This window comes from Mesorhizobium sp. J18, from assembly GCF_007829525.1.
Classification (GTDB): Bacteria; Pseudomonadota; Alphaproteobacteria; order Rhizobiales; family Rhizobiaceae; genus VLJP01.
The window spans coordinates 40,737-63,272 of record NZ_VLJP01000034.1; the positions used below are offsets into that span (position 1 = coordinate 40,737).

The following is a 22,536-nucleotide window of genomic DNA, read 5'->3' on the forward strand; positions in this document are numbered from 1 at the left end:
TGAGCCGCATTTGGAAATGACATTCGGAACCGGTTTCGCCCTCGACCGTTGTGCCTCCCAAGCACGGGGAGGGTGTTCCCGTTCTAGGAAACGCTTAGTCGTTTTGAGTGGCAAGGAGTTTACATTATGAAAGCCAACAAAAACCTCATGCGATCTGCAGCTATTGCCCTCGGGCTTGTTGCCGTCGCTGGAGCTCCGGCTCTTGCGGCTGATATCATCACCGAAGCGCCGCCCGCGCCGCCCGCGGCTCCGATGGAAGTTCCGCCGGTCGCGACCTGGGCCGGTCCCTATGCCGGTGTTGCCCTTGGTTGGGGCTTCAGCGGCCAGTCGGAGGTTGAAGGCGGCCCCGAGGTCGAAAGCGATGGTTTCGTCGGCAATGTCTTTGCCGGCTGGAACTGGCAGTCCGGCAGCTTCGTCTACGGTGTGGAAGGCGATATCGGCTACAATGGCATGGATGGGTCTGAAAACGGTTATGAAACCGAGCGCGGTGTCGACGGTTCGCTCCGTGCGCGCCTTGGCTTTGCCGCGACCGACAACCTCCTGATCTATGGTACGGCCGGTGGTGCCGCCGAGCGTCTTGAGGTTTCCGAGGCCGGCATCGGTTCCGAAACCCAGACCATGCTCGGCTGGACGGCCGGCGCCGGTATGGATGCCAAGCTGACCGAGAATGTCTTCGGTCGTCTTGAGTACCGCTACACCGACTACGGCAGCGAGGACTTCAATGGCCTCGAGGTTGACGATTCAAACCACAAGGTCATGGTCGGCGTCGGTATGAAGTTCTGATTTGCCGATCCGAATCAAAGAAAGCCGGGCCTCGCGCCCGGCTTTTTTATGGAACCTTGATAAAGGTTCAGCCTTTCGGAGCCAGCTCCGCGAGTTCAGGAAATTTCTCGTCAAACCGCTTTTTCCAGCGCACTAGCTTCGAGCGTTTCTTCTCCCATTTCCCGGCAAAACGCAGATCGAGATAGCCGAGCGTGGCACGCAGCGCGATGTGTCCGGCAGTGATTTTCCTGGGCAGTTTCGGCGGGTTGGCGGCAAGGTAGTCGAGGGCGCGCTCCGCCTTGGACCACTGTTTGTCAAGCCAGGATTGCTCGACCTTCTCCTCCGGGCGGAAACGCCGCTCATAGACATGGGCGAGCAGGCAGTCGCAAATGCCATCCGCCAGAGCTTCCAGCCGTTCCGCTTCGGTACGTTTCACCGCGTTGCGGGGGAACAGGGCGTTGCCGGAAATGCGGTTCAGATATTGGGTGATGGCACGGCTGTCGAAGATGCTTTCGCCGTCATCCGTCACGAGCACGGGAATCTTGCCCAGCGGATTATTGTCGATCAGCAGCGGCGGTTCCGCATTTGTATCGACGATCACCGGCTCGACGGCGACGCCCGCATAGGCGGCAGCCATCCTTACCTTGGCGCTGTATGGGGAACTGGGGGAATAAAGGACTTTCGGCATCGGGAACTCCGCATTGAATCGCGGAGCGACACTAGGCGGGGCCGCGCGTCGCCGCAATCGGTGGTTTATCCGCCGCCCGGCGGCATCAGAGCCTCGTCCATCCGGCATTGGTCCTCGTCAATTTCCGGGCAGGGGCGGAATTGCAGATCTTTGGTCATGCAGATACGCACCTCGCGCAGGTAACGCTGGTCGCATGTGACGGCGATGCCGATGGCTTCAAGGCCCGGATTGGCGTCGAGGAAAGCCTTTTCCAAAACATCGGGATCGACCATTCGTGCATCTTCCGATTGCCTGAACGCCTCCGGTATCCTGACGCGTTCGCGCGCGGCGCGCACGGTTCGAAGATAGCCCTCCTGGCCGAGTCCCGTACAAGAACCGTGCTTGCGCCACTGGTGGCCGATCAATCCGGCCGAAGGCATGATGTCCAGATATTGCCTGACAAGCTTGTCCGGCACGCGATCCGGTCCGCTGCCGGCGCAGAATTCCGGATAGCCGCCGCCTTCCTCTTGCGGCCACAGACCGTGCACGATGAAGCCGAAGGAACTGTCATCGCCGCATTGGCGGCGATTGGCGTTTTCGCCTTCGACGGCGCAATAGCTCGGCGACCAGGTGAGGGCGAGGGCGTAAAAGTCGAACTCTGCGGCCTCAGCCGCGGTTGCGGCGCCCGAGACGGCAAAGCCGTGGAAACACAGGAACAGAGCTGCCTTGAAAGGCGGCCATCGAAGGATTCGCATCGGAAAGCGTCGTCAGGTCAGTACAGAACGCGGCAGTTGCCGTTGTAGACATGCCAGCGATCGAAGCCGCTGACGCAGAATTCGACATTGTCGCCAAGTCCTGCGAAGCCCTGGCCGTATTCGATCAGGTACCAGACCGGCCTGTCCTGTCCGTCGGAAAGCCGCACGACGGCGCTGCAATAGCGCCGTGCGATCGGCCGGTATTCAATCTCCGGGAGATAGCGGGTCTCGCGGACATTGTAGAAATCCACGATGCCGACATCGGGCAGGTTGGGAACATTGCGGACCTGATAGCTGAACCGGTCGGTGATTGCGCCGAGCACGCTGCGATGCGCGCAGATGCCGCTGTCCTGAACATAGGAGCCCACGGCATAATCGGCTGCCTGTGCCTGCCACGCCGGCAGAATTGCCGCTGCTGTCATGAGGACGGCGCTGGCAAGGTTCGCAATACGCATCATGTCGAAGCTCCTCGGAGATTCAAGGTTGGCGCACTTTCAGCCAGCCGCCCCTTCCGGTCAAGACCGGACCTGCTCCCTGGTGAGCTGTTCGATGGAAAATCGGCCCCGATCATTCTCGGAAAGAAGCTTCGCCAGGAAGGGAAGGAGCAGATTCATCTCCTCCTTCAGCACGAAAGGCGGGTTGACCACGATCATGCCAGAGCCGTCGAGGCGCGGATCGGGCGAGGGTGGCCTGATCTCGAGCCGCAGGTCCAGTATGTCTGGAATTGCGCTTGTCTTGAGCCATTCATGGAAATCCGCCACCGCCTTGCGGTTCTTGATTGGATACCACAAAGCATAGGTTCCGCCTGGCCAGCGGCGATATGCTTTCTGCAGGCCATCCACGAGCCTGCCGAATTCGCCTTCATCCTCGAAGGGCGGGTCCACAAGGACAAGCCCGCGCTTCTCCTTGGGCGGCAGATGCGCGCCGAGTGCAAGCCAGCCGTCAAGCTCGATGACGCGAACCTGCATATCGCCGGCGAAGAGCGTCTTGAGCGAGGCGGCATCCTCGGGATGCAGTTCGATTGCCGTCAGCCGATCCTGCTTGCGCAGGAGGTGGCGCAGGATCTTGGGTGAACCGGGATAGAATCTGTTGGGACCTTCCTGGTCCACGGATTCAACGGCGGACAGGAACGGCTTCAAAAGATTGGCGATTTTGCCCTCGGGCTGCGCTTCCATGAGCCGCCCGATGCCGCGCTGCCACTCGCCCGTTTTTCCGGCTTCCTCACCGGTCAGATCGTAGAGGCCGACACCCGCATGCGTATCGATGACGCGGAAGGCCTTCTCCTTTCGCTTCAGATATTCCACGATCCGGGTGATGACGACATGCTTCATGACGTCGGCAAAATTCCCGGCGTGATAGGCATGGCGGTAATTCATGGGGACTCCATCACGCTTGCGAATGCGACGGACAAGTGCTTTTCATCGCGAGCAAGTTTCTGATTCTAGTGGAATTTTTGAATTTGACATTCGATCCCCAGGCCAACATCAAGCGGTTCGAACGTCAAATTCATTCCACTAGTGCTCTACAATCTGCCTTCGCGATCGGCTAGCTTTAAAGCATGAACACCCATCCCCGAATCCATATCGGACATTCGGCCTGTCCGCATGATTGCCCTTCGACCTGCGCGCTCGATGTCGAGATCATCGACGGGCGTATCGGCCGGCTGCATGGCGCAAAGGATAATACCTATACGGCAGGCGTGATCTGCGCCAAGGTGGCGCGCTATGCTGACCGCATCCATCATCCGGAGCGGCTCCTGAAGCCGCTGGTGCGGGCGGGCGCCAAGGGCGAGGCAATCTGGAAAGAGGCAAGCTGGGAAGCCGCCCTTGATCTCGTGGCCGAAAAATTCATCGCCGCCGAGGACAAATACAGCAGCGAGACGGTCTGGCCTTATTTCTATGCCGGCACCATGGGGCTCGTGCAGCGCGACGGCATAGAACGGTTGCGCCATGCCAAGAAATATTCGGGCTTCTTCGGCTCCATCTGCACCAATCTCGCCTGGACGGGCTGGATGATGGGCGCGGGCGCGTTGCGTGGACCTGATCCGCGAGAGATGGCGAAATCGGACTGCGTGGTGATCTGGGGCACCAATGCTGTCGTCACGCAGGTCAATGTGATGACGCATGCGGTAAAGGCCCGCAAGGAGCGTCGGGCGAAGATCGTGGTCATCGACGTCTACAAGAATGCCACGATGAAGCAGGCCGATATGGGCCTGGTCATAAAGCCCGGCACCGATGGCGCGCTGGCCTGCGCCGTCATGCATGTGCTTTTTCGGGAGGGGATGGCCGATTGGGCCTATCTGGAAAGATACACCGACGATCCGAAGGGATTGGAGGCTCACCTCCAGACGAAGACCCCGGAATGGGCGGCCGCTATCACTGGCTTGTCGGTGGAGGAGATCGAGGACTTCGCTCGCCTGGTGGGCACGAGGAAGAAGACCTATTTCCGCCTTGGCTATGGATTTTCGCGCCAGCGCAATGGTTCGGTGAACATGCATGCGGCGCTGTCGATCGCCGCGGTAACGGGCTGCTGGCAATATGAAGGTGGTGGCGCCTTTCACTCCAATTCCGGTGTGCTGAAGCTCGACACCGGTCTCGTTGAAGGCAAGACCCTGCGCGATCCGAGCGTGCGATATCTCGATCATTCGCGCATCGGCCCGGTGCTGACAGGCGCGCCGGATGCGCTTTACGGCGGGCCGCCGGTGACGGCCATGCTGATCCAGAACACCAACCCCGCCAATGTGGCACCCGAGCAGCGGCTGGTCAGAAAGGGCTTCTTGCGCGAAGACCTCTTCACCTGCGTGCATGAGCAGTTCATGACGGACACAGCCAAGCTGGCGGATGTGGTGCTTCCGGCGACCATGTTCCTAGAGCATGACGACATCTACAAGGGGGGCGGTAACCAGCATATCACGCTCGGACCCAAGCTGATCGAGCCGCCCGAAGGTCCGCGCACCAATCATTACGTGATCGAGGAACTGGCCAAGCGCCTTGGCGTCGCCCATCTGCCCGGCTTCGGCATGACCGAACGCGAGCATATCGACATCATGCTGCAGAGGAAGGGGCTCGGCAATTTCGATAGCTTCAAGGAGCAGCGCTGGGCGGATTTGCAGCCGCCTTTCGAGGAGGCGCATTTTCTCAACGGTTTCGGTCATCCGGACGGAAAATTCCGCTTCCGGCCGGATTGGACGGGGCAAGCCGCACCCAACCGTCCGCCGAAATCCATGGGCATATTGGGACCCTACGAGCGTCTGCCGGAATTCCCGGACCATGTGGACCTGATCGAGGTTGCTGACGAGGAGCATCCGTTCCGGCTGGCGACTTCGCCGGCACGCAATTTCCTCAATTCCAGCTTCACGGAAACGCCGGTATCGAAGGAAAAGGAGGGCAGGCCGCAATTGCTCATCCATCCGGAAGATGCAGCATCTGTCGGGCTCGCCGATGGCGACCGGGTGGAGATCGGCAACATGCGCGGCGAAGTGGTGCTTCATGCTAAGCTGTTCGATGGCCTGCGCCGCGGTGTGGTGATCGCGGAAGGCATCTGGCCGAACAGCGCCCATGAGCGCGGCGAAGGCATTAATGTGCTCACCGGCTCCGATGCGCCCGCTCCCTATGGCGGTGCGGCCGTGCATGACACGAAGGTATGGGTGCGGGCAGCGTCGTGAAGACAGGCCGCCTCTAGATTCTGGGCCGAAGCGCTTACGGCGTAAACCGGGCGAGGGATTCGAGGTCCACCGGTCCAGTATCCGGTCGCGGTGAAATCAGCTTGGCTTCGGGCGAGATATCTTCGGGAAAGGCGGAGAAGACGGCTTTCCGCCCCTCCATACGTACCTTTCCCTCGCAAACGAGGCGCAACGCCAAGGGATACAGCTTGTGCTCGGCTTTCAGGACGCGAGCGGCCAGAGAGGTCTCGTCGTCACCAACAGCAATGGGAACCGCTGCTTGGGCAATGATCGGACCGCCGTCCGTTTCCGCAGTAACGAAATGCACGGTGCAGCCATGGATGCGCATGCCGGCTTCGAGCGCGCGCCGGTGGGAATCGAGCCCCTTGAACAAGGGCAGCAGGGAAGGGTGGATGTTGATCATCCTGCCTTCCCATTGCGCGACGAATTCGGCGCTCAGGAGTCGCATATAGCCGGCGAGGCAGACTATCTCTGTACCGAGATCGGTCAGCGCCTTGCCGGTCGCTGTTTCCTGCGCCTGCTTGTCTGGATAGTCGATCCTCGACACGGTGCGTGTGGCGATGCCGGCCCGCTTTGCGATATCGAGGCCGGCCGCATCTGCCCGATCGGAGATGACGCCGACAATCTCTGCGGGATAGCTTTCGTCCCGCGCCGCCTCGATCAAAGCCGCCATGTTTGAGCCACGGCCGGAGATCAGGATGGCAACGCGTTTGCGCGGATTCCGGGTCATAGGTCGAGGCGCCCACGATAGATGACGCCGTGCTCGCGGCTCGGCACGAGACGGCCCAGCGTCGTCACATGCTCGCCTGCCTGCTGCAGCACGGCGGCCACCTGCGCCGCCTGGCCTGCCGCCACGACGGCGATCATGCCGATCCCGCAATTGAAGGTGCGCAGCATCTCGTCATGGGCGACACCACCTTCCGCTGCAAGCCATCGGAAAACTGGGGGCACGTCGATCGCCTTGAGTTCGATTTCGGCGGCATATTCCTCGGGCAGCACGCGCGGAATATTGTCCGGAAAGCCGCCGCCGGTGATGTGGGCGAGCGCCTTGATGCCATGCGTGCCGCGGATCGCACCGAGTATGGATTTCACATAGATGCGGGTCGGCTCCAGAAGTGCTTCGGCCAGGCTGCGGCCTTCGGCGAAAGGCGCGGAATCCTGCCAGCCCAGCCCGCTTATGGCCACGATGCGCCGGACCAGAGAAAAACCGTTGGAATGGACGCCGGAAGAGCCCAGCCCGAGCACAACGTCGCCTTCCACGATATCGTCGGTCGGCAGCAACTGCCCACGCTCGGCCGCACCAACGGCGAAGCCTGCGAGGTCATAGTCCTTTTCCTGATACATGCCAGGCATCTCTGCCGTTTCGCCGCCGATCAGCGCGCAGCCCGCCTGCCGGCAACCTTCCGCGATGCCGCCGACGATCGCCGCGCCCTGTTCCGGGTCGAGCTTTCCGGTCGCCAGATAGTCGAGAAAGAAAAGTGGCTCGGCGCCCTGCACGACGAGATCGTTGACGCACATGGCGACGAGGTCGATGCCGACCGTATCGTGCTTTCCCGCCTCGATGGCGACCTTCAGCTTGGTGCCGACGCCATCATTGGCGGCCACCAGCACCGGATCGGAGAAACCCGCCGCCTTGAGGTCGAAAAGGCCGCCGAAGCCGCCGATCTCGCTATCGGCGCCGGGCCGGCGTGTGGAGCGCACCAGCGGTTTTATCTTTTCGACAAGCGCATTGCCTGCATCGATGTCCACACCGGCATCGGCATAGGACAGGCCATTCTTCCCCTTGCTCATCGAATTCTTCCATTGCGCCACGATGCACGGCTATTCGCATGACCAGGCCGATGCTGCAAGATTTACCCGACCCTGATCCGAGGTCGCGGACAGGATTGTCCTGTTCGCCGGCACTTGAAGCCGGCTATTGCTCCGGCCATCTATCTCGAATCATCTGTTGGCGTTCAGCGGGTAAGATGGGAGAGCCTGATTGACCATTCCGAATCTGATCACCCTGATGCGGCTGCTTCTCGTGCCGTCCGTGGTCTTCGCACTGCTGACCGGCTATATGGGATGGGCCTTTGCCGGCTTTGTGCTCGCCGGCGTCTCCGATGGCGTCGATGGCTTCATCGCGCGGCACTTCGACCAGCGTTCGGAACTCGGCGCCTATCTCGATCCCATGGCCGATAAGCTGCTGCTGGTCAGCGTGTTCCTGGTGCTGGGCTATATGGGCGAACTGCCGCTGTGGCTGGTGATCGCTGCCGTCTCCCGCGACGCCCTGATCGTCAGCGCCGTGCTCCTGTCGACCATCATGTCGCATCCCGTCAAGGTCAGGCCGCTGTTCGTCTCCAAGGCCAATACGCTGGTGCAGATCGTGCTTGCGGCTCTCGTTCTCGGAGAGCTTGCCTTGGGGCTTGGTTCGGGCATGCTGCGCACGGGACTCATCTATCTGTCCGGCCTCTTGACCGTCGCTTCCGGCGCGGCCTATTTCGTCGGCTGGATCAAGCATATGGGCGGCCATGCCGAGACCGAAGCGCCAGGTGAGTGAAATCAAGGTAGAGACTCCGCTGGCGATCGCGTTTCGCCGGCAGGCCGCCTTCTGGATAGGTGCCTTCCTGGTATTTATCCTTTTCCTTTACGTGTTCAGCGCGATCCTGCTGCCTTTCCTGGCCGGGATGGCGCTCGCCTATTTCCTCGATCCGGTTGCCGATCGTCTCGAGAGACTGGGGTTTTCGCGTACGGCGGCGACGGTCTTCATTCTCGTCGCCTTCGTTTTCGTCCTTGCGCTTGCGCTGACGGTGATGATCCCGATCCTTGCACGGCAGCTTGCGGATTTCGGGGCCCGGATACCTGAATATCTGTCGCGCCTTCAGGGAATGGTCACCAATTTCGATTCCGAGTGGTTCGAACGGGTGGTGGGCGTCGATTCCACGGCGCTCAAGGACGGGCTCAACTCGCTTCTGGCGCAAGGCACCGGCTTCATCGGACAATTGTTCCAGTCGATCTGGAGCTCCGGCGCGGCACTCGTCAGCGTTGCCAGCCTCTTCATCGTTACGCCCGTTGTCGCTTTCTATATGCTGCTCGACTGGGATCATATGGTGGCCAAGGTCGACAGTCTCGTGCCCCGGCAGCATGTGGAGACGGTGCGTCAGCTCGCCCGCGACATCAACGCCTCCACTGCGGGTTTCGTGCGCGGGCAGGGCACGCTCTGCCTCATTCTCGGAACCTTCTATGCCATCGGCCTGACACTGGTCGGACTTAATTTCGGTCTGCTGATTGGTTTCTTCGCGGGCCTGATCAGCTTCATTCCCTATGTGGGCTCGCTGGTCGGGCTCGTGCTCTCGGTGGGCGTCGCTTTCTTCCAGTTCTGGCCTGAATGGTATTGGGTGGTAGCGGTCGCGGCCATATTCTTCCTCGGCCAGTTCATCGAGGGCAATATCCTGCAGCCGAAGCTGGTCGGAAAGAGCGTCGGGCTTCATCCGGTCTGGCTCATGTTCGCGCTGGTCGCCTTCGGCTATCTCTTCGGTTTTGCAGGCCTGCTGATCGCCGTACCGGCTTCAGCAGCGGTCGCCGTTCTCGTCCGCTTCGCGATCTCGCGCTACCTTGAATCCCCGCTTTACGGTGGCGACCGTGACGGCGGGAGCAGGGAGTAGCGTATCATGCGCGGACTGCCACCGGTTCGCCAATTGCCGCTCGAACTTGCCCATCCCCCGGGCTTCTCGCGCGACGACCTTGTGGTGACAAACGCCAATTCCAAGGCAGTCGGGCTGATTGATAGCTGGCCGCAATGGCCGGCGCCGCTTGTTGTCCTGGCTGGCCCGGCAGGGTCCGGAAAGTCCCATCTGGCCGCCATCTGGCGCGATCTTGCCGGGGCGGCGGAGATAAACCCGAAATCAATCGGCGAAGAGGAAATAAGGCTTGCTGGACAGGCGCCGCTGTTGATCGACAATGCCGACGGCGGCGATCTCGACGAAAACGGCCTGTTCCACCTAATCAATGCGGTCAGGGGCGCGCAAAGCCATTTGTTGCTGACGGCGCGACGCTTTCCGATTGCCTGGGGCGTGCGTCTTCCGGACCTTCTGTCCCGGCTGAAGGCCGCCGCCATGGTCGAGATTGACGAGCCGGACGACATGCTTCTCGCCGGAGTCATCACCAAACTTTTCGCCGACCGTCAGGTCGAGGTGGAGCCGCATGTGGTGCAGTATGTGGTACGGCGCATCGAGCGTTCGCTCTCGACCGCCATGATGGTTGTGGACCGGCTCGACCGCGTGGCGCTGGAGCGCAAGGCGCGCATCACTCGCGCTCTGGCCAGCGATGTCATCGGCGCCATGGATGCAGGGCAGGGCGATCTCGGATTCTGAAGTCCATACGGGAGGCCCGGTTCGGTCTTTCCTGAATTACCGTGCCGAAGAGAGTCCTCTATGTGCCGATTGTTCGTTTTCCTGCGATGAGGGCTTGCTTATATGAGCCCCAAACCCTATGGAAGCCCGGCCTCGGAGTGTAGCGCAGCCTGGTAGCGCACCTGATTTGGGATCAGGGGGTCGCAGGTTCGAATCCTGCCACTCCGACCATTTTCGAGGAGTGAGACATGTCCGCGCGCATCTACAGCCCGGCCCGCAATGCGATGCAATCCGGCACTGCCAAGACCGGCCACTGGGTGCTGGAATTCGAGCCCGAGGAGCCGCGCAAGATAGACCCGCTGATGGGCTATACGAGCTCCGGCGACACGAAGAGCCAGATTCGCCTTACATTCCCGACCAAGGAAGAAGCGATCGCCTACGCCACGAGGTACGGAATAGCCTTTCAGGTCTTTGAGCCGAAACCGGTGAAGCGCCGCCAGATTTCCTATGCGGACAACTTCCGCTATGACCGCAAGATCCCCTGGACCCATTGAGGATCCGAATGGTCACGGTCCCGTAGCTCAGCTGGATAGAGCACCGGCCTTCTAAGCCGATGGTCGCAGGTTCGAATCCTGCCGGGATCGCCATTTTTTCTGTACGGCTCGGAGACATAAGTAACATTTTATGCCTAAGACATGAGTGACGGCTTGGCGCTGAATGGGTTGTCGACTGTCTGGAGGGTTCTCTGCTCCAGGCCTTCAGAGGCGATACGCTACTGTCCATCCGGAGCGTGGGGAGCGGCAGTTCGCCTTAGCAGCCTACGACAACCTCGGAAAGGAAAGCGACGTGAATATCACCATTTTTGGAACAGGCTATGTGGGCCTTGTCCATGCTGCCGTCATGGCCGAAGCAGGCCACGAGGTCGTCTGTGTTGATATTGACGCAGACAAAATCGCGCGGCTGAAGCACGGTGAGGTTCCGATCTTCGAGCCGGGGCTGGAGCGGCTGGTGGCTGACAATCTGGCGGCTGGGCGGCTGGGTTTTACCACGGATGCCGCGGAAGGCATACGCCACGGGCGCATCATCTTCATCGCGGTCGGCACGCCGCCTGACGATGACGGCTCTGCTGATCTTCGCCATGTGCTCGCCGTTGCGGAGAGCATCGGAGCGCATATGGCCGCACCCGCCATCGTCGTCAACAAGTCGACCGTGCCCGTGGGCACGGCAGACAGGGTGCGCGCCGTCATCACTGAGCGGCTTGCTCGGCGTGGTCTAGAAAACCTCGTCTTCGACGTTGCCTCGAATCCGGAGTTCCTGAAGGAGGGATCGGCCGTCGCCGACTCTATGAAGCCCGACCGCATTCTCATCGGCGTGAGCGAGCCGGGCTCCGAGACGGAGAGGCTGCTGCGCGAGATCTACGCTCCCTTCAACCGCAATCACGAGAAGATTATCGTGATGGACCTGCGCAGCGCCGAGCTTGCGAAATATGCCGCAAACTGCATGCTGGCCACCAAGATAAGCTTTATGAACGAGATGGCGAATCTGGCCGAGCGGCTGGGCGCCGATATCGAGAAGGTGCGGCTCGGAATCGGCTCTGACCCGCGCATCGGCTATCACTTCATTTATCCCGGGGCCGGCTATGGCGGTTCATGCTTTCCCAAGGATGTGCGTGCACTCATCGCAATGGCGGAGCGCGAGGATTTTGAGCCGCTGGTGATCGGTGCCGTGGAGGCGCGCAATGAACGTCAGAAACGGCTTCTCTTCGAGAAGATCATGGCTCATTTCAGCGGCGAGATCGCCGGACGCACCTTCGCCCTGTGGGGCCTTTCCTTCAAGCCCAATACGGACGATATGCGCGAGGCGCCTTCGCGCACGCTGATGGAGGCGTTGTGGCAGGCGGGTGCACGTGTGCGCGCTTTCGATCCCAAGGCAATGGAAGAATGCCGGCGTATCTATGGTGCCCGGGAGGATCTTGTCTTGTGTTCCTCCCAGGAGGAGGCGCTGGAAGGAGCAGATGCACTGGTAGTGGTGACGGAGTGGCGTAACTTCCAGGCCCCGGACTTCGCAGAAATCGCCGCGCGGCTCAAGCAGAAGGTGATCTTCGACGGCCGCAACATTTACGACCCAGCGATCCTGGAGCGCTATGGGCTGAAGGTTGTGGGTATGGGGCGGGCGGTAGGGTAATAAGGTAGTCGGATCAACCTAACAATCGAGCCTTTCAGGATAGCTTTTTAAAGGCGATTCAATTATTGGGATCTATTATCACAGCGGCTGCCTTCTTGTTATATATTGAACAAGTTTTATGCAGGAACTTTCTGTAACTTTGATAGATAATCTTTCTCAATAATTTTCTGGATCGGTTCCTTATATTCGACACGCGCCACGCTTTTGGCAACCGTTCTTACCATCAGGCCACTGCGCAATTGCGCATCACGATCCCCGCCGCTCCAAATCCCTGCGGGATGCTGTACATAAACACTCATTATTCTATCAATGTAGCCAATGTATCCGAATTTTTCTAGAAAAAAAGCTAATGAAATCTCACTAAATCTGTGCTCAAAAAGAATTTTCGGCAATTTTTTCATTAATTCCGATCTAAACATACAACATGAAAAATTTGCTATCAAATTCATCGTCGGATGGTTAAGAAAGTCTTGACCGGTCAATTTATTTTTCTTTATAGAATCTTGCCTTTCAAGGGTTTTAAAACTTTTGTCTTTTAAATTACAAACATTGATTTTTGAAAAAACCATGGAGCAATCAGGGTTCTCTCGCAGAAAATGCGCTTGCGCATTCAATTTCTGATCGTCAATCCAGTAGTCATCTCCTTCCAGAATTGCCACAAACTCACCGGCAGCCTCCTCGAAGGCTCGACGGAAATTAGCGGAAACGCCCATGTTTACACCTCCGCCAACGCTCCGAATCAAGTTCGGATGGGAGCGACAGTACTTATCTATAATTTCGGGCGTACCATCTATCGAGCCATCATCCGAGAGGATGATCTCATGGTCAAAATCTCCCTTTTGGGAAAGGGCACTCCGGATGGCTTTTTCGACAAATTTTTCTTGGTTATATGAAAGTATGACTGTTGATATTGTTTTGTTGATATCATGTTTATTAGTAATCTGTATTCTTGATTTAAGAGCGGACTCCTTCCTGCTTATTCTATTTGGATCTTCATTGTCGCTGTAGTCTAATAAAATATTTGGTATATAACGTGGGGGATAAGACCTCGTATAGCGGAGGATTAGATCCCAGTCGACCAACCGCTTTAGAGATCGGTCGAATCCGCCCATCTCTTCAAAGCATTTCCTGTGGTGAACAAATACACCTAAGTCGATGAAATTTCCTTGGCGAAGACGCTGGTAGTCGAATATTCCCCCTCCTATCTTGCCGTCTTCTCTTCTACAGAATTCCGCGTAAAAGGTATATATTTCAGGGTTCTCTTTTATGCTTTGGGAGAACACTTTAAGAAAGTACGGCCTTATTGTGTTGTCGGAGTCGACATATGCGATCCAATCGAAGCGCGCAGCCATCAAGCCGATATTGCGCGCGGAACAAACTCCGACGGAGGATGGTAACCGTATATATGTAATCCGTCCTTCCTTTATCGCGTCCCCGTATCGCTCACTAATGAGCGCCTCTGTTCCATCAACAGATCCATCATCTATGATAATAAGTTCAAAATTCCGATGCGTCTGTAAGAGTACAGAGTTTACTGCTTTCTCTATGCAGTGCGCTCTGTTGTAAGTGGGCATGATAAGAGAGAAGGAAGCATCTTCAGCGCTCAAATAACGGTTAATGGTATCATCTTGGATGGCAAATTCATATAGAGAGGGGTTTGAAGACTTCAATTTTTCTAAAGTAATATCAATCCCATCCAGGTTGCAAGCCGCCTTTTTTAAAGCCTTGACTTTAATTAAAGGCGATCCTTGATCAAGTAAAAAGCAGGGATAATGCTCTATGCTTAGGGGGCGCCTCTGCCGAGGATTTTCCATTTCAGGCTGAGTTCGTATTACAGAATCGACCTTAAAGCCTAAATCAGTCAATAATTTTGTTAGCCGAACTTCATAATTTTTAATTACATCTTGGACAGTCTTGTGTGCTTTTACAGATAGAAGAAACTCCTCAAACGTTTTGTGCAGAAAAACAGATTTTGAGAAACAAAGGAAATAGCTTTGCAGATGATATTGAAAAAATTCACTCCCCGTTATCCCCCAAAAGTCCGCACCTCGCTCGGACATCTCTAAAAACATTTTTCCGAAGTTCGAGACTGGTCCAAAGCAGCTATCGTTGCAAAGAATCAGCTCATCCACTTCCTGAAGAAAACCATTCTCTTTTGCAAAAATATAGCCGCGCTTATATGATCCAAAATCATACTCTCCATGGCGCCCGCTAATTATGTTAACAGATTGTCTTTGGATTTTCTTTTTTTCATATTCTGATATATCGTTATCTGCTACGAATATTATTCTCTCTGATACGTCTAAGAGTCCGTCTATATAATATTTTACGTACGGATTTATAATTCCAAATTCATTATAAGATGCAAAAATAACAAGCCTTCTCTTTTGTATAGAAGAATTCTCTATATTGTCTGTGATATCTTTGTTTATAGTGGCACCGTTTTGAAAATCCTTGGCCGAGCGGGACCGGTTTAATTTTCTTCCCAGCCAGAGATAGTGCTCTAGAGGATCCATCCCCAGTGCTTTCACATCCGGATATGTATCAAGATACCATTCGGCATCGAACGGGCCGGAATTGCGGATGGCTTCCAGATCTTCCTTTGATATTTCGCCCACCAATGACCCCACTTGAGATTTTCTGACGATACATCAATCCGTGTAGCGATCTAGCTAAAATGATTGAGCGGCAACTTCAACTTTTGAGGCGGCCGTTGGGATGCCGTCCCTCTCTTGCGCCGAAGAGCACATAGTGCTTGATCGGATCAATGCCGGCCTCTGCCACATCGGTATAGTGCCTGAGATACCATTCGGCGTCGAAAAGACCGGAGCGCTGGACAATGGCGATGGCGCGCCGCATGCGCGCCCCTGCCCAGAAGAAAGGATGGCGCCTGTTATCCATCACCGCGGTGATAGCGCGCCCAAGCTCCGTTGCAGCTTGGCTGGCCACTTGCTCGGTCCGTAGGCGCCCGGCCTCTACCTCTGCCTCGCGGGCGCGCAAGAGGCGGCTTATTTCAGCGATCTCGTTGAAACGGGTATCGAGCCGAGTGGAAAGGTCGCGGTTGAGGGCTGCAGCCTGCTCCGCCTCCTGGCGGGCAGCCTCCGCTTCTTGCCGAGCCTGGGTGTGAGCCTCCTCCGCCTTCTGGCGGGCGGCCTCCGCATCGGCCAGCTTCTCACGTGTCTGCTTGAGAGCTTCTGCCGTCTCCTCCGCCTCGTGGCGGCGCTGTTCAAGTGCACTCTTGGTCTGTTGAAGTTCGGCACGCGTGTCGGCAGCTGCCCGTTCGACTGTCTCAAAGGCCTCCTCCATCTGCGCTGCAGCTTTGCGCGCCTCGGCAAGTTCGGCCTTATTTTGCTCGAGATCATCTTCTAAGCGACGCGCTCTGCCGATCGCCGCGTGGCCGGCATCGGCAAGTAGCGCGAAGGCAGGGGTGGCAGCGTCGAATTCGGCAAGGATGGCGTCAAGCGCTGCGTGGTCGGCTGTATCCTCGCCCTTTTCGATCCAGCGGGAGAGAATGCGGTAGCTGTCGCGCAGCCAGCGGGAAAGCGTCGGATTTTCCACCACGCTTTCCGGTGCTTCCTTGTGGTGTCTGAGCTTGTCTGAGAGGAATGTCTCGATCTCCGCTATGGCCGTGCTTGACTTGCGCGGCAGCGAAAGGCGGAACTGTTCCTCCGCCCGCTCCACGACACGCGCCCAGGAACGCAGCATGGAGTCATAGCTTAGGAAGATGCGTGGCAGTCCGCGTGTAGCCACCTCCGCCTCCAGCACATGGCGCAGCCACAGAAGGTGACCGAAGGCGAGCTCGAAGCCGTTGCGCTTCTGCAACGAGGCGGCAACCTCGAGAGGATTTCGCAGCGGCAGGACGACAAGCGGACGGACGCCGGCCCCGGCCAGCACATCGAGCCAAAACGGCACCAAACGGCAGATACGCGGATCCTTCAGAACAAAGAGTCGGGAGTTGCCGAACTCCTGCTCGAGAACGCTGAGCGCTTCCTCACGGAAGGTCTGTGCTTTCGGCGAGCGCAACCAGCCGGGATTGAAGGCCTGCCAGTCGTGCCAGCATGAGCCGGCCGATTCCAACAGTCGGTCATTGAGTTGGCAGATAGGGACAGATTCCCAATGGCCTGCTTCGTTCGACTTATTGGCGCCCATGAGATTGGCCGGCAGGTCGCAGCCCAGCAGGCTGAAGATACGTGTCACTGCGCTGGTGCCCGAGCGATGCATGCCCAGTACAAGCACGCATGTGCGCCCGATCTCGTCCGGAACCAGCATGCTGGCGTCTTCGGATGACACGTCTCCAGGCATTTTCTTCATCATGGCCTCTGGTTGCTCATTCCACTCGGGCAAGGCACAGGCGATAGACAACGTCCCGTCGCTGCATGAGTCCGCCGCCTGAAGAACACTTGCCATAGGGCATCGTCATCCTGACGACTAAGACTCGATGATGCACCATCACACTCTGAGACTACACACCTAGTGCGAGTATTGGATATTGTAGATTTCGGACGGATCGGCGGACCAGTTAACAAGAGGTTCGCCGATTTTCCGGGCAATGCATGCGCTCAAGAGAAATGTCTTCTGTGTGTCGATCCCTTGGAGGGGGCCGTTGTTTTTTGACCTCGGAACAATTGAGGCCTCATGATCATAAGCGCTGTCAACGATTTCAAAGCCTGTGAACTTGTTGAATAGCCCACTCCATGCCTCTCGCGAAAACCGGAAGAAGTCCCATGGCTCTTCGTGGAGTGGCCATGCTGGGTGCGACTGGATATAGGCGAGACCACCAGTTTTAAGCACCTTGTTAAGCTCATAGGCTGCAACCCACGGCATGATCAAATGCTCGAAAACGGAAATGGAGAAAGCGAAGTCGAACTGTTCAGAAACGCGGTGTGAAAGCGTGTGTGCATCAGCTACGAGATCGACATTTGGACCGGCCGAGATATCCATGCCAACGTATTTTGCAATTGTAGGGAACAGATGGCGATAGCTATTGCCTGACCGAGAGCGCGATCCGATTTCGATTAGGGAAGCATTTCGCCTTTTTGCGACTTGTTCGAGAAAGCTATTGCGCACCTTAACGAGGCGAGCTTCGACGGAGATTCCAGAGCTTCCCACTATATCTCCATCTTCGAACCGAACGCCTATTGTTGAATTGTCGGTGATCACATCTTTGACCACGGCCGCCATGCGGAATCCAGAAAATTCGAAATCCTGACCGTGTACTGCAGCTACATCCATTCGGCGAAAACGTGAACACACCTGATCTTGTACCGGGCTGCCGTTTACGACCAACAATGGATTTCTGCCGTCGCACCAGCCAACGGCAACGATGGCACCATCCAAGACGGTAATCCGATCAACGCTTTTTAGGAGCTTTTTCGGTTGTAAAAGGCGCATCGGTTGTCTCCATTTGGGGCAACTTAAAACCACACCAAGGCCCGCCCCGCAATCACCATGCGATCGGTACAATGTAGCGTAAGCGGTGTTCTCAGGCCACGGCCTTGATCTCGGGAGCGGCGATGTAGGTCCAGGGCAGGAGATCGTCGAGCTGGCTGTTTGGGTGGCCGTTGACGATTCTGGTGGGCACGTCGGCGAGGTAACCGAGCGGCTCGACGTTGTTCATGGTCTGCTTCCGGCTAAGTGCCCTCGAATCGGGTTAGAGTTTTCCGCACCATTTTCTTGGCTGGGAAACGCATTGATAACGCCTTCATCGAAGCGTTCAATACCCGGCTGCGGGCGGAATGTTTGAACGCTCACGGGTTCTTGAGCCTAACGGATGCGGCGGAAAAGTTGGAGGTTTGGCGCAGAGACTAACGAGCAACAGCCAGGCGGCGCGATCGGGAACAAGGTCCCCGCAGCGTTCATGAAATCCGCACACGCAGCCAGCCCGTGTTGCTGATCAAGGCCGGAAAACTCCAGCGCCAACCGAGGGCGCGTTGGGGAGCGGTCCAGAGCACGTCACAACCGCCAGTCCTCCGGCGTTGATCACAATGACGACTGGCTGCGCGATTTCATGAGCCGGATCGGCAATCGGATGGTTCGATAAACCTCATATGCACCGGCTGTTGCAGCTTTCAACCGCGATCCAATATTGAGGTGTTAGCGTAACGTTTCTTCGCTTCTTCATAAAGGGCGACATCCAGTAAGTTCATTTCTCGGATGCGCTCTTTATGATTATCATTCAGCTTCAGAAGGCCAGATTTGGACACATTCGCTCGCCTGGTGGGCGGTATTGAGAGTCCGAGCTTGGCAAGTTTGAGAGAAATTTCATCAAGATTTTCGGCTAAGCCAAGCACATCGATCGTCTCTAACGCAGCTATTGCAGATTTAAGTCTGGCTTGCTCATTACCAATGGGGCCGTAGAGCAGATGGTGGTGCAGTTGGTTGATGTTGCTTGGGTGCATTAAGCCTACATCCCCGCTGAGGTATCTAGTCATTGCGTTTGTGGCGACGCCACGTGTGATACCCTTACTTAAATCCTCCAAAATCGCTTCTGCGGTGTGGCCATTATATTGGATGTTGTGTTTCAGGTTTGAAATCACCCGGCTGACGGGCTCACGTAGTACGGCAATGGTGATTGGGTTTGTCAAAAGCTTGCGCACAGAAAGGTGGTAGTGACCGCGCAGCAATCGAACAGATGACCTCTGACGGACAACGTTCTCCATGACAAGCGCAATGTCGGGATAGTGCCCCCCAGACCGGGCCATCATGTACGCGTCGGGTATAATTTCATGTGGGCGTACGGATGCCTCTAGTGCCAGCCTAAGCGAAGTTCCGCCGGTCTTCGGCAGATGACAGAAAAATATCGGCCTATCCACTGTATTTAATTGCCTTCTGTTTACCTTGATGCTGCTTCGAGAATCCGAATAGTATGTGGCGCTTTCGCCTAACATTCAGCCATGATTCCAAATCGGGATTTCAGCGCACAGATCGATTTTGTCATTAGCCGTGAAGTGGAAGACAGAACGCTGTCGATTGTAGCCTCTGCGAATTGCAACCTAGATTGGGTTGAATAGAGAGAGGTGCATAATGTGTCGACCTCACTTTGCAACTTCCTCGATATAGATCGTGACGGTACAATTCAAAATACGGCGCAATTCAGATATCGACGTACCCCCTTCGGCAACGAGCGATAAAAATACGCTGCCTTCCCAAAGCTCCAAACTCGTCTGCAAAGCGGCACTAAACTTCTCGTGCAGAATCCGACCTTAGAGAGAAGTCTTCAGCAGTTCGGGTAAGGTTCACATTATAGAAGCGGTCATTCTTGAGTTTGCTTCCCCACACCATTTCCATGTGGGAGATTTCGCTGGAAAATCGCGCGATGTGTTCTGCAGCATGATCACTCCCTCTTGAAGCCGATTCAAAATGGTAAAGCTCTGCATATGGCGTGTAGATATTTCTATATCCGCAAGAGTCCAGCTTCAGGCAGAGATCAACGTCATTGAATGCCACCTTCAACCGCTCTTGATCGAATCCCCCGACCTCGAAGAATTTATGCTTTTCTACTACCATACATGCGGCAGTTACCGCGGTTATCTGATGGGTAACATTTAACCGCGCGTGGTAACCTTCGGCATTGGGATCGAAGAAACGGAAGGCATGCCCCGCTACACCGGTAATTCCGCATATAACACCGGCATGCTGAACGCGACCGTCCTCGTATAGTAACTTTGCTCCTACTGCGCCGTTTTGCTTCTGGACCGCGAGACTCACCATTTCTCGGAGCCAATCAGGGTGCTTAACCCCGGTGTCGTTGTTGAGGAAGCACAAAACTTCGCCCGTCGCAAGTTCTGCCGCGGTATTGTTGATCGCTGAGAAATTAAACTCACCAGAAAACGATAATATTCTTATGTTTGAATTCTTTCCTATATTCCTAAAAAATTCTTCTGTTTCCGGAAGAGCACTGTCATTATCCATGATAATTATTTCAAAATTTTGATAATCTGTATTATATAAAATTCCACTAACACATCTCTTCAATAAATCAACTCTATCGCGCGTTGGTATTATTATACTTACTTTCGGTGCGGGATTGGGAAGATCATATATAATTCTATTTCGGCCAAAATATCCCTCGGCAACTCGCGCAAGAGTTCCCTTTGACGATAGGTATTCTTGCACGGCGCGCTGTCTGGCGCTGATGGCTTTGCGAAGGGCCTTGTCAGAATATGATCCTGAGCCCTCGTAGGCACGCCAATGGTAAAGTACCTTTGGAATGTGGAGAATCCGGTCTGGACTGGTTCTTGCTACTATCCGCAGTCCGAGATCATGATCCTGGCTCCCTTCGAAGCCTGCCCTAAGTCCCCCGACCTCGCGGAAGAGTGAAGCTCGATACACTGCTAGATGATTAATATAGTTATGAGCAAGGAACATTTCCTCATTCCAGTCAGGCTTGAAATGAGGCCCCACCCGTCGTCCATCAGGATCTAGTTTGTCTTCGTCGGAATAGACAAAATCCACGAAGGGATGGTCACTGATTGCAAGCGCGACTTCTGCCAGTGCATTTGCTGGCATGACGTCGTCATGGTCCATCAGCGCAATCCAGTCACCGGTAGCCAACTCTGCCGCAGAATTAGTGCTTAAAGAGATATGCCCATTTTCCTCGCGGAATACGACCTTGATGCGGCGGTCATTCTTCAGCCACCGCTCCAGGACCGGGCGGACATGAGGCTCCGTCGAACAGTCGTCGGCAATGCACAGTTCCCAATTCGGGTAGATTTGGCCGACCACGGAGGCGATCGCCTCCTCGAGCAGTTTTGCCGGCGTGTTGTAGACCGGCATGACTACGCTGATCAGCGGTTTCTCATCGAGCGCAGCGACCGCAGCGGCGACCGCCTCCGTATCGCGCGTGGGATCGAAATCGTGGCGCTTGATCCAATCGGCATAGGTTACTGCGCCGCCGGTTTGCACATTCTCGCGAAGCTGGAGGAAATACGGGCGGCGCAGCGCGTCGAGAAAGGTCGGCAGGCGGCGAATGAAGCCTCGTGGATCGTGGCGCAGCACCCTGAGTCCCTGCCAGCCAAGGGCGAGCGCGACTTCCGGAGCCGAGAGCCGGCGCATGCGAAAGGAATTGAGCTTGAAGGAACAGGCGGTGTTGGCTGGGTCCAGCCGTACGATCGTGGCGGGAAAGGGGAGTTTGATGTCCGCCAAAAAGCGGCTGCTTCCCTGCCGCTTCAGACGGGTGGAGAAGACCTCGTTGAAGCCGCCGCCGAAATCGAAGAAGACTTGCGGGCGGATTTCGCTCGCGATTTCCATCTCGAGTTCGATACGGTGCCAGCCGGTTGGCAGTGCGCTTTCAGGCTTGAAGATGATCTGTGGGACTTTGTTGAGCGCTTTGAGGTCAAGGGTTTCAAACGTCTCGCCGGTGGCTCTTACATTGACAAATTCCCTGGAGACGCTCTCGTCCAGAAACTCGATCTGAGCCATGAATCCTCGTGCAGTTCGCCATGATGCCCCCACCATCGCGCTAACGCGGCGCGCAAATCCTTTGCGCCGGACCGTGATTATATCGGGAAGGATGGGACTGCAACCGAGAGCCTTATGTGGCTGGGGTTCTTCCTTCTGAGTTGCGTATTCCAATTGACTTTTTCCAATATGTCCAAGGCATCCGGCAGAAATCCAACTTTCGATCCTGCTTCACCCTGACAGCACGGCTTTTGACGGCCGATCCGGGATTACCGATAGACCAACGCCGGAGTGAGCACGGAAACCACCCTGGGCCGGTTCCATTTGTGGCCGATGAGAAACGATGAGTGCTTAGTGACGGACCCAGGATGCCGTCATTTCCCGGATGATTGCCGTGGCAGGATCCTTGGCAAGGATGTTTGAGACCTTCGCAAAGGCAACGAAGGCGCGCCTGGCTTCCTCGACATTCTCCGGAGAAACAGTTGCGACGAGGCACTCCGCCAGGGCGTCCTCGTAAATTGGCCCCTCTTGTTGCGGCCAACCAAACAGAAGCTCCACAGCGTCCTCGGCGCTGTAAATTTCCTGAATGTCTGCCTCAGCGGCCAGTTTTAGGCGCACCGGAACCTGGAATTGAGCGGCATCCATCTGATTATCCCTGTCTGTTTTCAGATGAACGCACTTCGGCGGAAGAAGTTTCCATGGGCCTCGCCTGAGAGAGCAGCGCGGCGCCATGATTGACGCCGTAGGAATAGTCCG

19 protein-coding genes, 2 tRNA genes and 2 pseudogenes are annotated in these 22,536 nt (G+C 56.4%); 10 read left to right on the forward strand and 13 right to left on the reverse strand.

Translation table 11 applies throughout. The features are described from left to right. Positions 1–126 precede the first annotated feature (126 nt). The gene (locus L598_RS13215) at positions 127–783 is read left to right on the forward strand and encodes an outer membrane protein (RefSeq protein WP_144863121.1); all 657 of its coding nucleotides are present in this window, start codon (positions 127–129) and stop codon (positions 781–783) included. Positions 784–850: 67 nt separating this feature from the next. Here the strand turns inward: L598_RS13215 and L598_RS13220 are convergent, their stop codons facing one another. The 4 genes from L598_RS13220 to L598_RS13235 all read right to left on the reverse strand — a co-directional run bounded on the left by L598_RS13220 (position 851) and on the right by L598_RS13235 (position 3,560). Next, positions 851–1,450, reverse strand: coding sequence for a glutathione S-transferase (locus L598_RS13220; RefSeq protein WP_144863123.1), 600 nt, complete (start codon positions 1,448–1,450; stop codon positions 851–853). Positions 1,451–1,515: 65 nt separating this feature from the next. After that, positions 1,516–2,184: a ribonuclease gene (locus L598_RS13225; protein ID WP_144863125.1), complete on the reverse strand. Its 669-nt coding sequence runs from the start codon at positions 2,182–2,184 to the stop codon at positions 1,516–1,518. A 17-nt stretch (positions 2,185–2,201) separates the two neighbouring features. Continuing rightward, positions 2,202–2,642, reverse strand: coding sequence for a hypothetical protein (locus L598_RS13230; protein ID WP_144863127.1), 441 nt, complete (start codon positions 2,640–2,642; stop codon positions 2,202–2,204). A 57-nt stretch (positions 2,643–2,699) separates the two neighbouring features. Then, positions 2,700–3,560 (reverse strand): 23S rRNA (adenine(2030)-N(6))-methyltransferase RlmJ, encoded by an 861-nt coding sequence (locus L598_RS13235; RefSeq protein WP_144863129.1) that lies wholly within the window; start codon positions 3,558–3,560, stop codon positions 2,700–2,702. Between the two features lie 182 nt (positions 3,561–3,742). On the opposite strand from L598_RS13235, the gene L598_RS13240 reads away from it, so the two are divergent. After that, positions 3,743–5,848, forward strand: a complete 2,106-nt coding sequence (locus L598_RS13240) for a molybdopterin oxidoreductase family protein (RefSeq protein ID WP_144863131.1) — start codon at positions 3,743–3,745, stop codon at positions 5,846–5,848. 34 nt (positions 5,849–5,882) lie between these two features. On the opposite strand, the gene purN is transcribed toward L598_RS13240, so the two are convergent. Next, entirely contained in the window at positions 5,883–6,596 is a 714-nt protein-coding gene (gene purN, locus L598_RS13245; protein ID WP_144863133.1) for a phosphoribosylglycinamide formyltransferase, read from the reverse strand. Beyond that, positions 6,593–7,657 (reverse strand): phosphoribosylformylglycinamidine cyclo-ligase, encoded by a 1,065-nt coding sequence (gene purM / locus L598_RS13250; protein ID WP_144863135.1) that lies wholly within the window; start codon positions 7,655–7,657, stop codon positions 6,593–6,595. The genes purN and purM overlap by 4 nt, the downstream gene beginning before the upstream one ends. Positions 7,658–7,847: 190 nt before the next feature. Between purM and L598_RS13255 the strand changes: the two genes are divergently transcribed. From L598_RS13255 to L598_RS13285, 7 genes are all read left to right on the forward strand, one after another. Beyond that, positions 7,848–8,405: a CDP-alcohol phosphatidyltransferase family protein gene (locus L598_RS13255; RefSeq protein WP_144863137.1), complete on the forward strand. Its 558-nt coding sequence runs from the start codon at positions 7,848–7,850 to the stop codon at positions 8,403–8,405. Beyond that, on the forward strand, positions 8,398–9,510 hold the full coding sequence (locus tag L598_RS13260; RefSeq protein WP_246658751.1) for an AI-2E family transporter: 1,113 nt from the start codon (positions 8,398–8,400) through the stop codon (positions 9,508–9,510). The genes L598_RS13255 and L598_RS13260 overlap by 8 nt, the downstream gene beginning before the upstream one ends. 6 nt (positions 9,511–9,516) lie before the next feature. Then, positions 9,517–10,218, forward strand: a complete 702-nt coding sequence (hdaA, locus tag L598_RS13265; protein WP_144863141.1) for a DnaA regulatory inactivator HdaA — start codon at positions 9,517–9,519, stop codon at positions 10,216–10,218. Between the two features lie 133 nt (positions 10,219–10,351). Next, positions 10,352–10,428, forward strand: a tRNA-Pro gene (locus L598_RS13270). A 17-nt stretch (positions 10,429–10,445) separates the two neighbouring features. Beyond that, the gene (locus L598_RS13275; protein WP_144863143.1) at positions 10,446–10,751 is read left to right on the forward strand and encodes an ETC complex I subunit; all 306 of its coding nucleotides are present in this window, start codon (positions 10,446–10,448) and stop codon (positions 10,749–10,751) included. 16 nt (positions 10,752–10,767) lie between these two features. Further along, a tRNA-Arg gene (locus L598_RS13280) sits at positions 10,768–10,844 on the forward strand. Positions 10,845–11,043: 199 nt separating this feature from the next. After that, entirely contained in the window at positions 11,044–12,381 is a 1,338-nt protein-coding gene (locus L598_RS13285; protein ID WP_144863145.1) for a UDP-glucose/GDP-mannose dehydrogenase family protein, read from the forward strand. 116 nt (positions 12,382–12,497) lie between these two features. Here the strand turns inward: L598_RS13285 and L598_RS13290 are convergent, their stop codons facing one another. From L598_RS13290 to L598_RS13305, 4 genes and pseudogenes are all read right to left on the reverse strand, one after another. Beyond that, positions 12,498–15,011, reverse strand: a complete 2,514-nt coding sequence (locus tag L598_RS13290) for a glycosyltransferase (protein WP_210244996.1) — start codon at positions 15,009–15,011, stop codon at positions 12,498–12,500. A 64-nt stretch (positions 15,012–15,075) separates the two neighbouring features. Beyond that, positions 15,076–16,692 (reverse strand): sulfotransferase family protein, encoded by a 1,617-nt coding sequence (locus L598_RS13295; protein ID WP_144863148.1) that lies wholly within the window; start codon positions 16,690–16,692, stop codon positions 15,076–15,078. 159 nt (positions 16,693–16,851) lie between these two features. Next, positions 16,852–17,772 (reverse strand): methyltransferase domain-containing protein, encoded by a 921-nt coding sequence (locus L598_RS13300; RefSeq protein WP_144863150.1) that lies wholly within the window; start codon positions 17,770–17,772, stop codon positions 16,852–16,854. A gap of 91 nt (positions 17,773–17,863) precedes the next feature. Continuing rightward, positions 17,864–17,998, reverse strand: a pseudogene (locus L598_RS13305) (transposase domain-containing protein); the annotation flags it as partial. A gap of 62 nt (positions 17,999–18,060) precedes the next feature. Between L598_RS13305 and L598_RS21615 the strand changes: the two are divergent. After that, a pseudogene (locus L598_RS21615) lies at positions 18,061–18,274 on the forward strand (transposase); the annotation flags it as partial. A 175-nt stretch (positions 18,275–18,449) separates the two neighbouring features. On the opposite strand, the gene L598_RS13320 reads toward L598_RS21615, so the two are convergent. From L598_RS13320 to L598_RS13330, 3 genes are all read right to left on the reverse strand, one after another. After that, the gene (locus L598_RS13320; RefSeq protein ID WP_144863152.1) at positions 18,450–19,268 is read right to left on the reverse strand and encodes a sulfotransferase family 2 domain-containing protein; all 819 of its coding nucleotides are present in this window, start codon (positions 19,266–19,268) and stop codon (positions 18,450–18,452) included. A gap of 289 nt (positions 19,269–19,557) precedes the next feature. After that, positions 19,558–21,801: a glycosyltransferase family 2 protein gene (locus L598_RS13325; RefSeq protein ID WP_210244997.1), complete on the reverse strand. Its 2,244-nt coding sequence runs from the start codon at positions 21,799–21,801 to the stop codon at positions 19,558–19,560. 330 nt (positions 21,802–22,131) lie between these two features. Beyond that, on the reverse strand, positions 22,132–22,512 hold the full coding sequence (locus L598_RS13330) for a DUF982 domain-containing protein (protein WP_186445038.1): 381 nt from the start codon (positions 22,510–22,512) through the stop codon (positions 22,132–22,134). Between the last annotated feature and the right edge of the window lie 24 nt (positions 22,513–22,536).